General features: G+C 39.5%; 16 protein-coding genes and 1 pseudogene. 3 read left to right on the forward strand and 14 right to left on the reverse strand.

Going from position 1 to position 16140, the window contains the following annotated elements:
- Window positions 1–8: 8 nt before the first annotated feature.
- The 8 genes from OS138_RS04290 to OS138_RS04325 all read right to left on the reverse strand — a co-directional run bounded on the left by OS138_RS04290 (window position 9) and on the right by OS138_RS04325 (window position 6555).
- Window positions 9–449 (reverse strand): hypothetical protein, encoded by a 441-nt coding sequence (locus OS138_RS04290; protein WP_002322028.1) that lies wholly within the window; start codon window positions 447–449, stop codon window positions 9–11.
- Window positions 450–507: 58 nt separating this feature from the next.
- Entirely contained in the window at window positions 508–1179 is a 672-nt protein-coding gene (locus OS138_RS04295) for a transcriptional regulator (protein ID WP_002295199.1), read from the reverse strand.
- A gap of 184 nt (window positions 1180–1363) precedes the next feature.
- On the reverse strand, window positions 1364–1762 hold the full coding sequence (locus OS138_RS04300; RefSeq protein ID WP_002295200.1) for a P-II family nitrogen regulator: 399 nt from the start codon (window positions 1760–1762) through the stop codon (window positions 1364–1366).
- A complete protein-coding gene (locus OS138_RS04305; RefSeq protein WP_002295202.1) occupies window positions 1759–2532 on the reverse strand; it encodes a DUF1538 domain-containing protein in 774 nt (257 codons plus the stop codon). The genes OS138_RS04300 and OS138_RS04305 overlap by 4 nt, the downstream gene beginning before the upstream one ends.
- Window positions 2529–3212 (reverse strand): DUF1538 domain-containing protein, encoded by a 684-nt coding sequence (locus tag OS138_RS04310; protein ID WP_002296409.1) that lies wholly within the window; start codon window positions 3210–3212, stop codon window positions 2529–2531. The genes OS138_RS04305 and OS138_RS04310 overlap by 4 nt, the downstream gene beginning before the upstream one ends.
- A gap of 166 nt (window positions 3213–3378) precedes the next feature.
- The gene (locus OS138_RS04315; protein WP_002289130.1) at window positions 3379–4266 is read right to left on the reverse strand and encodes a carbohydrate ABC transporter permease; all 888 of its coding nucleotides are present in this window, start codon (window positions 4264–4266) and stop codon (window positions 3379–3381) included.
- Window positions 4263–5132: a carbohydrate ABC transporter permease gene (locus tag OS138_RS04320; protein WP_002289132.1), complete on the reverse strand. Its 870-nt coding sequence runs from the start codon at window positions 5130–5132 to the stop codon at window positions 4263–4265. The genes OS138_RS04315 and OS138_RS04320 overlap by 4 nt, the downstream gene beginning before the upstream one ends.
- 136 nt (window positions 5133–5268) lie before the next feature.
- Window positions 5269–6555, reverse strand: a complete 1287-nt coding sequence (locus OS138_RS04325) for an ABC transporter substrate-binding protein (protein ID WP_002289133.1) — start codon at window positions 6553–6555, stop codon at window positions 5269–5271.
- 323 nt (window positions 6556–6878) lie between these two features.
- Between OS138_RS04325 and OS138_RS12740 the strand changes: the two are divergent.
- The 3 genes and pseudogenes from OS138_RS12740 to OS138_RS04335 form a co-directional block, all read left to right on the forward strand.
- A pseudogene (locus OS138_RS12740) lies at window positions 6879–7088 on the forward strand (response regulator); the annotation flags it as partial.
- 318 nt (window positions 7089–7406) lie between these two features.
- Window positions 7407–8336 carry a helix-turn-helix domain-containing protein gene (locus tag OS138_RS12745; RefSeq protein WP_002289135.1) on the forward strand — a complete coding sequence of 310 codons (930 nt, stop codon included), beginning with the start codon at window positions 7407–7409 and terminating at the stop codon, window positions 8334–8336.
- Window positions 8333–10069 carry a cache domain-containing sensor histidine kinase gene (locus tag OS138_RS04335; protein ID WP_325069755.1) on the forward strand — a complete coding sequence of 579 codons (1737 nt, stop codon included), beginning with the start codon at window positions 8333–8335 and terminating at the stop codon, window positions 10067–10069. The genes OS138_RS12745 and OS138_RS04335 overlap by 4 nt, the downstream gene beginning before the upstream one ends.
- A 62-nt stretch (window positions 10070–10131) precedes the next feature.
- On the opposite strand, the gene pheA is transcribed toward OS138_RS04335, so the two are convergent.
- From pheA to aroB, 6 genes are read right to left on the reverse strand one after another with little or no spacing between them, the layout of a single operon-like run.
- On the reverse strand, window positions 10132–10968 hold the full coding sequence (gene pheA / locus OS138_RS04340) for a prephenate dehydratase (protein ID WP_002295212.1): 837 nt from the start codon (window positions 10966–10968) through the stop codon (window positions 10132–10134).
- Window positions 10965–11474, reverse strand: a complete 510-nt coding sequence (locus OS138_RS04345) for a shikimate kinase (protein WP_002295213.1) — start codon at window positions 11472–11474, stop codon at window positions 10965–10967. The genes pheA and OS138_RS04345 overlap by 4 nt, the downstream gene beginning before the upstream one ends.
- Window positions 11467–12762 (reverse strand): 3-phosphoshikimate 1-carboxyvinyltransferase, encoded by a 1296-nt coding sequence (gene aroA / locus OS138_RS04350; protein ID WP_002295215.1) that lies wholly within the window; start codon window positions 12760–12762, stop codon window positions 11467–11469. Before aroA ends, OS138_RS04345 begins: the two co-directional genes overlap by 8 nt.
- A gap of 12 nt (window positions 12763–12774) precedes the next feature.
- Window positions 12775–13866: a prephenate dehydrogenase gene (locus OS138_RS04355; protein ID WP_002295216.1), complete on the reverse strand. Its 1092-nt coding sequence runs from the start codon at window positions 13864–13866 to the stop codon at window positions 12775–12777.
- A 16-nt stretch (window positions 13867–13882) separates the two neighbouring features.
- Window positions 13883–15049 (reverse strand): chorismate synthase, encoded by a 1167-nt coding sequence (aroC, locus tag OS138_RS04360; protein ID WP_002295218.1) that lies wholly within the window; start codon window positions 15047–15049, stop codon window positions 13883–13885.
- 1 nt (window position 15050) lies between these two features.
- Window positions 15051–16115 (reverse strand): 3-dehydroquinate synthase, encoded by a 1065-nt coding sequence (gene aroB, locus OS138_RS04365; RefSeq protein WP_002323120.1) that lies wholly within the window; start codon window positions 16113–16115, stop codon window positions 15051–15053.
- Window positions 16116–16140: the final 25 nt, after the last annotated feature.

Here is a 16140-nt window from a genome sequence, read left to right on the forward strand (position 1 = left end):
TTTCTCCCTTAAACATTCGTTTCGAATTTTATACCACATGTTTTGCATGTCACACGTATTCGTCCTTTTCCTTTAGGTGCACGCTGCTTTTGATGACAATTCGGGCACTCAAAAAAAGTATAACTTTTTCGATCCATTTTGACTTGCTTTTTGTTTTTTATCTGATGATATTTTTCTTTGACTCTATCAAGATATTTCAAATAACGTTGATTCTCATTTAGTCTGGGGTAGATTTTTTTTGATAGGAAACGAAATATCATCCATCCGAAAAAGACGATGAACAACAATTGTCCGATTCTATAGGGCAACCAACGACTTAGCAAACTAAAGACAAGCGCAGCGATCAATAGACCGCGATTCAACTGATCAAATTTCGCATATCTTCCCTGCATAAGTTTGTGATAGTTCTGCTGAAATCGTATTAGCCTTTCTAACCATGTTTGCATCATATTATCTCCTCCATCATCTAATATTTATTATGACAAAAAAATCCAAAAAGAAAAAGCCTTAATTGGCCTTTTCCATTGCAACTTGGTGAAGGACATTCCGATTTCTGGTAAAGTCAATCACAATCACTTTCTTTTTATCTTCTCTGTTGACTACTCGAAATGTGTCCGTCAATGGAAGAAACAGCTTCTTAGATGGTAGCTGTTGCATACGTATAAAACGATGGATCATCGTAATCAATTGAGGAAATTGAATAGACGTGTGAAGCAGACCTGGATATTTTTTCAACAGCTGTGTCGTTTTGATCAGATTCCGTTTTTTACTGATCACTTTTAAAAAGCTTTTTAGAATCTTTTGCTGACGTCTAAAAATAGAAAAAGAATTTTCGTCATCTATTTGATAACGCATTTGTTTTTGCAGTTCTGCTGCAGTCAGATGGATCTTCCCATCGTTTGTATCGATCATTAAACCTTCTGGAAACAGTTCAACCACTGCTCGATCCCAAGATTCAAGAGAAAGCTCGATATAATCTTTTACTGGTAATTCCAATTCTACCTTAAAAAAGTGCAAAACAGCCGACAGCCCTTCTGCTTGATAGATTTCTCCTAATGTTAGCCCCTCTAGATGGAACTCTGGTGAAAAATGCAGCAATGTTTTATTTTCCTGCAATTGAACATATAGAAATGTAGATCGCTCAATCAGAGTATCTTTTAAAACAACTAAAAAATTCATTTTTCTCCCCCTTTTTTCATCATTTTTAAAATAGCATATTTTGAAAAGAAAGTCTGATGCTTAGAGTAGAATTTCATAAAAATTTACTATTTCATAAGTATTCACGAGAAAAATACAAACAAAAAAGCGGAAATAACGCTCATCCGCCTTCTTGTTTGTGTTTATTTCCTCTTCAAACGCTTGTCTATGATTCAGACTTTTCTCTATCGTTATTTTCATCTAAAAGTTCTTGCATTCCGATAATTTCTCGATATTGATGAATCTTAGTGATACCAATGACTTTGTCTACATCAATACTAAAACAAATACCATTACCTGGAATATCGATGTTGATGCCTTGACCAATCGCATCCATTACTTTATTCGTCAAACTATCGGGTACTAATGTCAACACAATATCTTTTTCTGGCGAAATGTCCAAACCTAAAAATTTCCCTGAATCATGTACACCAGAACCTCTTCCATGTAAGATCGTTCCGCCTGCTGCACCTGCTTCTTTTGAAAAGTCGATAACATCTTCGCCCATTCCTCCGTCAACGATCGTCACAATCATGTGAAGATTCAATGCTACAAGATCTTTCATTTGCTTTCCCCCAATTTTTGCAATCTTTCTTTTTCGATTCTGTCTTTTTCATCTTTTCGTTTATAAATATATCCTAGTACTAAAGTGGATAATATTGGTGTCAATGCAATCATTGCAACCACACCAAACCCGTCAATGATCGGATCTCTTCCTTCAATTTGTGCAGCGATTGCCACGCTCATTGATAAAATAAATGTCGAACACATCGGGCCCGTTGCTACTCCACCGTTATCAAAAGCCATTGCTAAAAAGATCTTGTCCACTTTTCGTCCTAAAATAAATGCTAGCCCGTATCCTGGGATCAAGAAATAATAAAGAGAGAATCCGACGAGCAAACGCCACATAGACAATCCTACTGCTGCGCCGATCCCAATTGAAATTACCATCAGCATGATTTTCGATCGGATTCTCCCCTCGCTCAATTCTTCAACCTGTTTGACCATTACATGAATCGCCGGCTCAGCAAACCCTACTAAGAACCCCATTAAAAAGCCAAGGGGAACCAGTATATAATTGTAAGGCAATCCCGCAATAGCACTGCCTAAATGCTGTCCTACCGGTACATAAGCCATATTGACTCCGTGCAGGAAAAGGATCAACCCAATAGTCGTTATCAAGAAACCTTTCATAATGTCAAAGAAACGCTTTTTGCGCATACGAAAACTAATGATATTCATTAAAACAAATAGGATTACGATAGGTGCCACTGCCAAAATGACTTCCATGGTAACGATTTCGATTCCATCTATCACTTGCTGCCAGAAACTCATTGGAAGATCACCCCCAAAATCATCACGGCAAGAATCGGCCCTAACGAAGCAATACCGACCATTCCAAAACTGTCATTTTCATTTTTCTTTTGTTTGATCATACTAGTCATCCCTCCGGCAAGGGCCAAGATAAATGGAACAGTTACTGGACCAGTAGTCACTCCCCCCGAATCAAAAGCAATCGGCATAAATTCGGAACTGGTGAAAAATGAGGCGATCAAAACGCCTATGTAGCCTATAGCCATCAATTGATAATAGGATAGCTTGAATACGACCCGAAGCAGCGCAAAGGCTAGAAATACTCCAGTGCCGACGCTGACGATCCCAATCAGCAACACTCTGCCAATCTCTCCGTCAGATATATCATATACTTGTTGTCCCAAAACTTGCACGGAAGGTTCAGCAATCGTGATCACGATCCCGATAGCAAATCCCAAACTGACCAAAACAGTCAAACTTTTCTTTTTGATCATATATTTCCCTACTAGATCTCCGACTTCCATCATAGAATAATCTGCTCCAAACAAAAAGAGCGTCATTCCGATCATCATGATTGCCGCACCAACCAGAAATGAAGCGAGGTCTTCTCCTTCTAACGGTGCAAAAACAAACGTTAAAATGACAATCAGGACAGTCATCGGCAATATAGCAGCAATCACTTCTTTAAAATTTTTTAGCATGTATCCTCCTCCTTTACTCTTTAAGTTTACCTTAAAATGAAAGAGTTTTCGAGCACAAACTTAAAACGTTATCATTTAATTTTTCTCAACATAAAATAACACACGTCCCAAAAGTATCTTTTTACTTGGAAAAATGACTTTGAAGGAACGCGCTTATTGTGTTTTTTTATTTTACAGAGCCGATCATTCCTTGAACGAATTGCTTTTGCAAAACAAAAAATACGATGGCAGTTGGTAAAGTAGCGATGACTAATCCAGCCATGATCATTCCATAGTCTGGTGTATAGGAAGCACCCATAGCAGATAAAACAAGCGGAACCGTCCGTTTATCAGGAGATTGCAAAGCTACTAAGGGCCATAAATAATTGTTCCAGCTACTCATGAATGTGATGATTGCAGCCGCGGCATAGGTATTTTTAGCCGTCGGCATATACACTCTAAAAAAAATACTTAGTTCTTTTAGACCGTCTAATCGAGCGGCTTCTACTAGATCTTTTGGAAAAGATTTAACATTTTGTCGAAAGAAGAAGATCAAAAAAGCAGTGCTAACAGATGGCAGGATGACAACCAAGAAACTGTTGATTCCCAAAACCGTTCCGTTCAATTGTGAAAACATTCGATATAAAGGGATCATCAATGCCGCAAAAGGAACCATCATCGATAGCAGTAGAATATTGAAAATTAGGTCTTTTCGTTTACTTTGATAAATCTCAAATCCATATCCTGCCATTGACGAAATCAGCAATGCAAACACAGTGGTCACCAAAGCGATCATCGCTGAATTCCAAAGGGAACGAGTAAAATTCAGCTCATTGGAAAACAAATTTTGAAAATTGATGATCAAGTTACTGCCAATCTTTATTTTTCCCGATGTGATATCCACGGGTGTATTCGTCATTCCCAAAACCATCCAGACAAAAGGGAAAATGGAAATAAATGATAGGATGCTTAATGCTGTATACTTTAATACTGACCCAATTGTCGAACGAAGTTCTAATGCTTGTTTTTTGACGTTGGGGCGTTCGATTGTTTCTTTTTCTACCATATTTTTCATCGACTTTCTCCTCCTACTTTCGTTTGGATTATCGACAATATCACAATAAAGGAAACAATAACAAAGGAAACTGCTGCCGCATATCCAAAATTAGGCGTGAATTTATAACTCAAATTATAGATGTATTGAGATAGGGTGGTCGTTGCATTTGCTGGTCCCCCGCCAGTAATATTTTGTACTTCATCAAAAAGCTGCAATGTCCCGATCGTCGAAGTAATGGAAGTAAACAAAATGATTGGTTTTAAATTTGGGATCGTCACTTTGATAAACTGCTGCCATTTAGAAGCACCGTCAATAGATGCTGCTTCATAAATCTCCGAATCAATATTTTGCATGCCTGAAAGGAAAAAAATCATATTGTATCCAGTCCAACGCCAAGTGATCGAAAGAATGATCAGAACTCTCGCCCAAATTGGATGAGTCAACCAGCCAATCGGTGTGTCAATCATACCAATGCCCAACAACAAGTTGTTTACAAGGCCAGATTGAGAAAATAGACTTTTCATGATCAGAGAATAACTGACCATCGAAGTGATACATGGAAGAAAGATAGCGGTTCGAAACAACCCTTTATATTTCAACTTTTTATCATTTAAAAGGTTGGAAATAAAAAGTGCTAGAAACAACATGATCGGTACTTGTACAAGTAAATACAGGAATGTATTAAAAAAAGCTTTTTTAAAAGTTGCATCTGTCAACATCCGCTGATAATTACCTAACCCGTTAAATGTCATATTGACAGGGGGACCACTTTGAAAAGACGTGATCAAAGCCAAAACCATCGGAATAAAAACCATGATTGATATCAAAATGACTGGCAAGATTAAAAAAGCATGCCCGTTTTTGAATAAATCTTTCTGCTTCATTCTTTTCCCTCCAATTCTATCATTGATTATCTACATGAAAAGACAAGAAAGACAATATCTGTAAGGCAGACGTGATCTTTTTTGTCTTTTCGTTTGTCTGATGAAAAAGCGAAGAAATTCACTTTTTTACCACCGATCAATTAGCCAATTGTGCTTCTACTTGTTTTTGTGTATCTGCTAGTACCTTGTCTGTCTCTTCTCCATTGATGATTCGATGAAGAGCTTCAGCTACGACTGCTTCAATTGCATAGGTCTCATGTCCGTAATTCACTTCTGGTATTTCAGATGTCCATGTTGAAAAATCGTCAAAGATCTTTTGACCACTGTAAAATTCAGAAGCTTCTTGATAAGCTTCTTGTTCATTCGCGCTAAGCATCGTAGATACTAGTCCGATTTCTTTCGCAAGAGTGCCCATCAGTTCTTCATTCGAAGCAAACGTTGCTTCTAGGAAATCTTTCGCTGAATCTTCTCCAGCTACTCCTTTGATCACATACCAGCCAGCGCCGCCAAGGTTAGAAGCTTGCGCTTTTTGCAGATTTTCTGGAAGTGCAGGTATTGGTGCAATCTTCCATTTTCCAGATTGGTTTTCTGCTCCTTGGATCGTTGAAGAATACCAAGCGCCAGTTGGGCTAGAAGCTACTGCTCCTGATTGTATCGCAGTTACTCCAGCATTCCAGTCAGAGGTTTGTTCGACTAGATCTTCTTTCAAAAGAGTGGCAAACAATTCAAGACCATACTTTAAAGATGCATTGTCTTGGATCGTGACTGTCTCCCCATCTTCAGATGTATACCATTCTCCTGCCTGTTGCATAATCATCCTTACTCGACCAAGGTCAGAAGGATTGACTTCAGCGATTTTCTTTCCCGTCTTTTCTTTGACATCTCGCGCTACTTGAATATACTCGTCCCACTTCAGATTCTCCATATCCTCTTCTGTATAACCTGCTTCTGCCATCAGATCCGTACGATAGAAGTTTGCTGTTACGCCCGAATCGAAAGGAACACCGTATATTTTATCTCCTACTTTGTTTACCGCAAATTTATACGGTGCAAAATGATCTTCCTTTACAATAGCAGACAAATTAGCGAATGCATCTGGATAAGAAGTCAAATAGCCTTGTATCCTATAATCTTCAATCAAGACGATATTGGGCAATCCTTCTGTATTCCCGCTCGCTAAAGCGGTGTTCAGTTTCTGAACGATATCATCCTGAGACATCGTAACAACTTCTATCTCTGTTTCTTCGTTCTCATAAACTTTTTTTGCTTCATTCACTGCTTTGATATTGAATGTCTCATCCCACGCCCAGACAGTGACTTTTTCTTCTTTGTCTGCTGTACTACTAGCACTTCCGCATCCTGTTAAGAAACCTGATGCTGCCGCTAAACAAACGACTCCAGCAATTAACTTTCTGATGTTCATTTTTATCCGCTCCTTTTCCATCCATTAGTTGTTTACGTTTGCTACATTCATCATACCAAAATTTGAAAACGGTTTCTTTATTATTCAGATACTTCAAAAATTTCTCCTAAAATAATAAAAAAATACAAATCAACTATGACAAAAGGAATAATCTTAGCATCTAGACCAAAGATCGAAATGGTGAGGTTTCTTTAAAATAAAAATATCCTTGCATTTTCTCCTAGAAATAAGTATTTTTAAATTACAAGACTATTCTTAAGGCGGGTAAAAAAATGCCAATACGCGTAATTCTTATCGATGATGAACAGACGATTTTAGATGGAATGAAACAGTTGATCAATTGGTCTGAGCACGGGTTTCAATTAATAGGGACTTTTTCCAGTCCGTTGAAAGCGCTTGATTTTTCTTTGGTACATGCAATCGATATCGTGGTCACAGATGTAATGATGCCTGAATTAAATGGAATCGAATTATCGCGGCTATTAAAACAGCAACAACCTGAAACACAGATCCTTATCCTCTCTAGCTATGATGAATTTGATATGGTTAAAGATTCTTTTAAAGAAGGCGTCGCTGATTATCTTTTAAAGCCTCGATTGAGTCCTGATTTTTTTCTAAATTCCTTAACTGCCGTTTCACAAAAAATAAAAAAAAAGCCCAACAAAAGCCCAATCACCAATCGTTATGAGCAGATCTGCGAGAATCTTTCACAGCAGATTGCTGGACAAACTCGTCCATTGCTTGACCCTCTTCTTTTTGAACACACCTTGTTTTTTCTGTTATATACCGAAAAACGGCCATTCAGTTCAAAACAAGGCTCTAAACAAAAACAGTCGATCACCCATTCATTGATGGATAGCGACGATTCGTTTACTATTTATCCTGTTTCTACCTTTTCGGAAGAATCCGGCTATGTAATCAATACTGATTCCAAAGATACACTTAGGAAGTTTGTTCAAAAGTTTCGTCAAGAAGTTTTTCCAGGTGATTTTTTTGTTGTTTCTGATTCTTTTGCAATCCAAGATATCAATGAAATATTCCAAGAGATCAGAAATTGCACCAAAGGACAACGTTTCTATCATAAGGGAAAGAACCTTGCTTATCAGCATGAACTTCTTCCGTTATTAACCAACCACGAGCAGCAAGCAAGTAGTTATTTAACAAAAATCGTTCATAAAGACTACGCTTTAGCTGTCAAAGAACTTGAGAATTTCTTCACGACGATATTGGAACAGCCTATTGATCCAGCTTATTTGAAACATGAGGCAATCAATCGTTTCTATGCATTACTCAACGCTTTGGCTGACGAGCATGTTGGGAATGAAGAACTTTCTTTGCTCAAGATCGCCCTTCCTTCTTTATTAGCCGATGCTGAGTATTTCGAAGATTTTTCTATTCTTGTCAAAGAAACACTTGAGAAACTCACCCACTTTTCTGCAAATGCAAAAAAAGACAATTTCGATATCTTGACTTTGATCTACGAGTTCGTCCAGGAAAATTATGAGAAAGAAATCAATTTACAACTTTTATCCGAAAAATATCATTTTTCATATAGCTATCTCTCAGCCATCTTTACTGAAAAATTTGGTATCAACTTTTCAAAATATCTAAAAAAAGTCCGTATCAGTAAAGCCAAGCTCTTTTTGACGGAAACACGGCTTACTTTGACGGAAATCTGTGAGAAAGTCGGCTATACCGAACTGGGTTATTTCTCCAGAGTTTTTAAAGAAGAGACAGGAATGACACCTTCTCAATACCGTAAAGGAACTTTTGTAAAATGAGAAAAAAAATCAAAGAGCATGAACTCTTTGCCAAACTTCTGTTCATTTTGTTCATCGGTCTTTTTCTGCAAGCCATCGTCATTTCTTTGTTTATTTATCATCGATCAAGGGATGCCTATATCCAGCTGTTCAATCAATCGAATGATGTGGTACTAAAAAAGATTCAATCTGAATTTGAAAGTTTGAATGATACAATCGAGAATACATTAGCCGCTTTTGATTCTAATCCAGCTGTCAAAAGCTATTTTTCCAATGATCCAGCCCAACATATGGAACAGCTTCAGCAACTAAGAACAATCCAAAAAATGAATGACTCTCTTTCAAAAATCCATCCAATGATCGATTACGATGTATTGATCTTTGGAGAAAATGGAAGAACTTTTGTCGGAAACGACATGTTCACTGCCGTATCTGCCGATTCTTTTTTTCAATCTGCGATTGCTCAGAGAGTGAATGAACGTGCTGCTGATACACAAATGCTTTTTGCACACCACGGATTGACTTTTCGCGATAAGAAAGCACCCAGCGTCTTCTTTGTCAAAAAACTGAAAAATACATTGAATCACGTTTACGGATATGCTGTTTTATCGATCTCATCCAAGCAACTAGCGAATCTTTTTCAATCTGTAGTAAATCCTGAGATATCGAAGATCTCCTTCATGAACGAAGAACAGACGATCATCGCATCAAATGAAGAAAATACAATTGGGAGCCGATCAATGATTTTCAAAAAACTAACAGTAGGTGAAACAACGATTTCAAATGGACAGCAGTTGACCCGTCTTCCTCTGTACCGCCAGGATTGTACATTACTCAGTCAAGTCGATCTTCATTCTTTATCTAACCAAATGGGCGTGATTTTTCCGATTATTTTGTATAATATCGTGACACTTGCTTTTGCTGGCTCATTGGTATTTATGTATTTGGATCGACACACAAAATCGATCTACCGCTTGATTGATTCGCTAAAACGGCTAGAGGAAGATGGCTTAAAAGCTACTGTTCCTGTACAAGGAAGCCATGAAGTCCAATTGCTAGGGAATACGATCAATCAATTGCTAAGTAATGCTCAGCATCATTATGAACAGACGATCCAAGACGAAAAGAAGAAACGTTCGCTTGAAATCCAAACTATGCAAGCACAGATACAGCCCCATTTTATTTATAATACGCTGACTAGCTTGAAATTTTTGATTTGGCAGAAAAAAACAGATGAAGCAGTTCAAGGAATCGACAGTTTCATTACTTTACTAAGAAGTACGATTGGGAAAAAAGAAGAAGTGATTCCAGTCAAGGAAGAAATCAAAAGCGTACAAAGTTACATCGATCTTTTGAGTATGCGATATGGCGAAAGAATCTCGGCTAAAATAATGATTCCTGATGAACTGCAGTCATTATCTATGCCGAATATGATCCTTCAACCAATTATCGAAAACGCCTATCTTCATGCTTTTCACAATAAAACGCAAGGATTCATCACGGTGTACGGCAAAACAAAAAATCAGCTTCTTTTATTCGAAGTGATTGATAACGGCGATGGCTTCGATACTGAAAATACCAAACAAAAAAATGATCATTTTTCAGGAATCGGCATCAGCCATGTAGATGAGCGGATACGCCTAATGTATGGCGATGCATATGGCTTAACGATCCAATCAGTGATTGGGACAGGAACGACTGTAACGATTTGTCTACCGCTTCTTCCTAAAAATCAATCAGAATATCAAAAATAAAGAATAGCCAAGCACTGATTTTTTTATTTTAAGTTAAATAAATCAATCAGTATTCTTGACTTTCATCTACGCGTCTCTTCTACTGTCAGCACTGGATAACAGCCCAATATTTGACTTTCTCCTCCGAGCATCTTGATTTCTTGGAGCGCATTCTCTACTAATGTCATTGGGCGGTCCAACAACAAATCGATCACGAAAAAATATTCTCCCAAACTGGTTTTCAATGGTCGGGATTCAATCTTACTTAAGTTGATCTCCCGCCATCCGAAAGCTGCCAGCATTTTATGAAGCATCCCTGGCCGATTAGCAGGTAGTGTCAAGATGACACTCATTTTTACTGGAGCTGGCTGCTGGCTGGTCATCTTTCGATCACCTATGATCCAAAAACGTGTCTGATTCAACTCATTATCTTGGATATTCTCAGCTAAGATCTCCAATCCAACATGCTGTGCTGTTTCTAATGAAGCAATCGCTGCTGCGTCTTCTTTCGGATGTTCTGCTACATACATTGCTGCAGCAGTTGTTGATTCTGTTGCTACTAAAGGAACATTAGGATAATGCGTTTCTAAAAACTGTTGTGATTGTGCTAGTGCTTGTGGATGTGAAAGGATTTTTGTAATCTTTGTTGCTGGATTGCCTAAAAGCTGCTGCTTGATAGGAAGAACGATTTCACTTTTAACTTCGACTTCTGGATGTTTGGAAAGAAGATCGATTGTGTGATGAACAGATCCTTCCAATGAATTCTCTACAGGAACGACAGCCAGATCGACTTGTTTGCGAAACAAAGCGCGCAAACAAGCAGGGATGGAAGCATACGCAGTCAATTGTTCTGTAGGAAATAGCTGACAAGCCGCCTGATAAGTGAATGAACTTTCTGGCCCTAGATAGCTGACGTTCATATGCTTTTGATCCTTTCTATAATGGTATCGATGATCTTTTCTGGTGTTTGATTGGTCGTGTTGATTCGATGTGTCGCACTTTCTTCATACCAAGAAAGTCGTTGTGCCAATAATGCTTTTATTTCTTCTCTTGTTTTTCCAAGAGCTAAAGGTCGAATAGACGTTTCATCTTGTTGGATACGATCAACTAGACAGTCCGCTTCTGCCTCTAAGTAAAGAACAATCGGCTGTGTTTTTAAAAAACGCCGATTTTCTGCACTTTGGACAATCCCTCCACCAGTCGCGATAATTTTATCTTCATTTGACAGCTTTCTTAAAATATCTGACTCCACTTTTCGAAAGCTTTTTTCACCGTAATAGTGAAAATATTCGGCAATCGACAATTGGATATGTTCCTCAATCTTTGTATCTAAATCTACATACTCTTTTTGTAAACGTTGAGCTAACCCTTTACCGATTGTTGTTTTTCCAGCGCCCATGAAACCAATCAGCAAAATGCTAGCCATGAGCTTCTCCTCCTGACACAAGTTCTGCTAAATCGTCAAAAAATGCCGGATAAGAGATTGAAACAGCTTCAGCTCCTTCTAGTTCGCAAGGTCCATCAGCTATCAAAGCAGCTACTTGCAGCATCATACCGATTCGATGATCGCCTCTGCTGGACACTTTTGCGCCATGCAGAGGTGTCGGCCCATGGATGATCAGACCGTCTGCTGTCGCTTTTATCTTTGCTCCCATTTTCTGTAATTCTTCTGCCACCGCATCAATTCTGTTGGTTTCTTTTACTTTTAATTCTTCTGCGTCTTTGATGATCGTGATTCCTTCTGCTTGAGTAGCCACTAAAGCTAGAATGGGCAATTCATCAATCAGACGTGGAATGATTTCTCCACCAATCGTTGCTTTCTTCAAATGACTCGTCTTGACACTTAAATCAGCCGATTGGTTCTGTTCATTGTGATTCGTCTGGGTAATCGCTGCGCCCATCTCCTCCAGCACATCTAAGATACCGGTTCTTGTTGGATTGACCCCGACATTTTTTAATAACAGTTGGCTTTCCGGAACAAGAAGCCCTGCTGCTAGAAAGAAAGCAGCCGATGAAATATCGCCTGGAACAGTTATCTGTTGACCAGTTAATTTTTGTGGTCCTGTTACCGTGATTGTTTTACCTTCTACTGAGATCCTTCCGCCAAATTGACGAATCATTTCTTCCGTATGGTTACGGGAACGTTCTTTTTCAACGATTACGGATGTGCCTTCTGCTTGTAATGCCGCAAACAGCAAAGCAGATTTGACTTGCGCACTGGCTACAGGCATATTGTATCGGATAGGTGATAAAGAGTTGGTTCCTGTCACAGTGATTGGTAGATACTGCTCATTCTCTTTTCCTTGCAAGTCAGCGCCCATCTCGCGTAAAGGTTCCATCACTCGCCCCATTGGACGTTTAGACAACGAAGCATCCCCGAACAGAGTAGTCATAAAAGGCTGTCCAGCCAAAATACCCATCAATAAACGTATGGTCGTACCGGAGTTTCCCATGTCGATTGATTCGGTTGGTTGGACAAATGAGTGGCTACCGCGACCATGAATCTTGATCATCTCTTCCTCTTCTTCGATTTCAACGCCTAATTGCTGGAAGGCATGTAAAGTACTCAGACAATCTTCTGCGCGCAAAAAATTTTGTATAGTCGTCGTTCCTTCCGCAATTGCCCCAAACATGATGCTGCGATGAGAAATTGATTTGTCTGCTGGTATCCTAACAGTTCCTCTTAATCCATGTATTTGTTGTAATAATTGCATTTATCCAGCCTCCTATTTGATCCAGCAATGATAACTGGTATTAGACATAATGATTCTTTTTGCTTGTAACAAATCCTGTTGGTTTTTAAAACTGATTTGCAGTATTCCTAAAATATCTTCCCTGGTCTCTTGGATCTTCAAATTAATCAAAGAAACTCCCGCTTTTCCGATCAGTCCAGTTACTTCTGCAATAACGCCAGGTTCATCTGGCACATCGATAAATAAATCAAAGAAGGCAGGAATCGCGCCTTGCTTATGGATAGGCAACTGGTCTCGACTTTCTTTTGCCCGATTGAAAAAAGAAAAGATTTCCGATTGGTTCTCAGTCATGATCCATTCTGCTATTTGTGCCATTTCTTGCTGCCAATCCGCCAATCGTTCCAATAATATCTGCTTATTGCTCAACAAAATATCTGTCCACATAACAGGATCCGAGGAAGCGATCCTAGTGATATCTCGAAAGCCTCCTGCTGCCAGTTGTTTGGCTCGCGGATACTCTTGATTGAATTGTTCTGCCTGATTGACTAAGCCAGCTGCCAGAATATGTGGAAAATGACTTAGCATTCCTGTTATACGGTCATGTTCTCTTGCTGTAAGAGTTACGTATTTTGCTTTGGTTCCGCAAAATAGTTCTTGCAGTTTTTCAACATCTTTTTTCGTCTTTTCCAAAGGTGTAAAGATGTAATAGGCATTTTCAAATAGTTTAGCATCTGCTGCCTGTATACCTGATTTATGAGAGCCAGCCATTGGATGTCCACCGACAAACCGAAGATTTTTCTGCTCAGCGGATGTCACGACTTGCTGCTTCGTACTGCTGACATCCGTAATGATGACGTGATCAGACAAGTTGATTCTTTCAAGGACAGCAAGATAAGCTAAGGTTGTACGGACGGGAACGGCTAATAAGATAACGTCTGCTTGTTCTGCACCTGTTTCAAAATCATTTGCAACGTAATCAACGATCTGCTGTTCTATTGCTTGCTCACGGGTTTTTGACTGACTATCCCAACCAACTACTATCAGTTCTGGATTGGTCTGACGAATACAAAGTGCCATAGAAGCACCAATCAGTCCAAGCCCCACGATAAAAACATGTTGTGCCATCTTATTTGCCCCCTTTTTAATAATGTTTCAAGTAGTCACGGTACTCCTTCACTGCAACTTTCAACTCAACAAGCGAATCACTTGGGAATTTTGACAATAGCTCTGTCGCTACCACAGTGGCTACAACATTTTCCGCAACGACGCTAGCTGCAGGAACTGCTGTACTATCCGAACGTTCTACACTTGCTTTGTAAGGTTCTTTTGTATCGATATCAACACTTTGAAGTGGCTTGTACAATGTAGGGATGGGTTTCATGACCCCGCGAATGACAAGTGGTTCGCCATTGGTCATTCCGCCTTCGAAGCCGCCTAGATTATTGGTACGTCGGAAATAGCCTCTTTCTTCTTCCCATAGGATCTCATCCATCACTTCTGAGCCTGGTAATGAACCAGAAGTGAATCCGACCCCAAATTCTACGCCTTTAAAAGCATTGATACTAACCACAGCTTGTGCGATTTTGGCATCTAGCTTCGTGTCCCATTGTACGTAGCTTCCTAATCCAGCTGGAACACCTCCAACGAGCACTTCTACAATTCCTCCGATCGTATCTCCATTTTTCTTTGTCTGATCGATCAAATCTTTTATTCTTTGCTCAACTGCTGGATCAACAACTCGTACTTCTGACGCTTCAGAAATTTCTTTGATTTCTTGAATCGAGATATTTCCAGGTATTTCTGCTTGGATTCCACCAAGACAAATCACGTGTCCTGCTACGATGATGTCAAGTTCTTCCAGAATTTTCTTGGCAATTGCGCCGATTGCTACACGCATGGTCGTCTCTCTTGCAGAGGACCGTTCAAGCACATTCCGAAGATCTCGATGATGGTATTTCATACCGCCTACCAAATCCGCGTGTCCTGGACGCGGACGTGCAACTCGCCGCAGTGATTGGTCTTTTTCAGGCACTTCTGCTACAGACATGACAGTTGTCCAATTTTTCCAATCTTTATTTTCTACCACTAAAGTGACAGGTGAACCAATTGTTTTGCCGTGACGGATGCCAGACGTGATCCGAACACGATCTTTTTCGATCTTCATCCTTCCTCCTCTGCCGTAACCAGCTTGTCTGCGAGCGAGTTCGTGATTGATTTCTTCTTCTGACAGAGGTAATCCTGCTGGTAGTCCTTCAATAATCGCTGTTAATTCTGGTCCATGGGATTCTCCCGCAGTCATATAACGCATCTTACAGTCCTCCTAAGTAATCTTTGAATGTCTCTGTGGGAACAGGAACGATTTTTGCTTGCCCAATCTTTTCTAGCAAGATGATATTCAATTGGCTTCCTCTTGCTTTCTTATCATGGGTTATCGCGTGGAATAATTCATCTGGATGACTTAGATCATACGTAATCGGCAGATGGAATTTTTGAAGTATCCTTTCTAAAGCAGCTGTCGATCCAGTTGGAGACAAGCCGATTTTTTCTGCATGAGAAGTGATGGCTACCATTCCAATAGCTACTCCTTCTCCATGACTGACTACCCCATATCCTGCTGTATTTTCAATTGCATGGCCAATTGTATGACCAAAATTTAAAATAAGTCGATTTCCTTGGTCAAAGACATCTTCTTCCACTACTTTTCGTTTGATTTCCAACGTAGCAGTAATGATTGGAACAGCATGTTCCAGAAGATTTTTTTCGTCTTTCAGCTCGTTCAGCTGTTTCCAAAGCGTTGCATCTGCTATAGCTGCTGATTTGATGATTTCAGCGATTCCTTCTCGTAAACGACGTACCGGCAAAGTTTTTAGAACCTCAGGATCAATCAATACACCAGCTGGCTGGCTAAATGTTCCGACAAGGTTTTTCGCTTTGTTTGTATTGACTGCTGTCTTCCCGCCAATACTAGAATCTACTTGTGCAAGTAGCGTAGTCGGAATTTGAACGAAATGGATCCCACGCATGAACGTCGAGGCCACGAATGCGGCTAGATCACCCACCATTCCTCCACCAAGTGCAAGTATCCCATCGCTGCGGGTAAAATCATTATCTGCTAAAAAATCGTATAACTCAGCTGCTTGTTCTAAAGATTTACTGGTCTCACCCGCCGGTACGATTGAAAGGACTGGTTCAAAATTAGCTTGTCTCAATTGGAACATGATTTTTTCTGCATATAGTGGAGCAACGTTTGTATCAGTGATCACAGCTACTTTTTGAGGTCTCCAAATCGTTTGAAGCCATGATCCAGCCTGTTCTAGTGCGCCTTTTTCAATATGAATATCGTATTTTTGGTTATCAACATGTACAGTAAGCATTCATTTCACTTCTTTCTTTTAAAAA

This window comes from Enterococcus sp. E5-37 (assembly GCF_035726925.1).
In the GTDB taxonomy this organism is placed as follows: domain Bacteria; phylum Bacillota; class Bacilli; order Lactobacillales; family Enterococcaceae; genus Enterococcus_B; species Enterococcus_B faecium.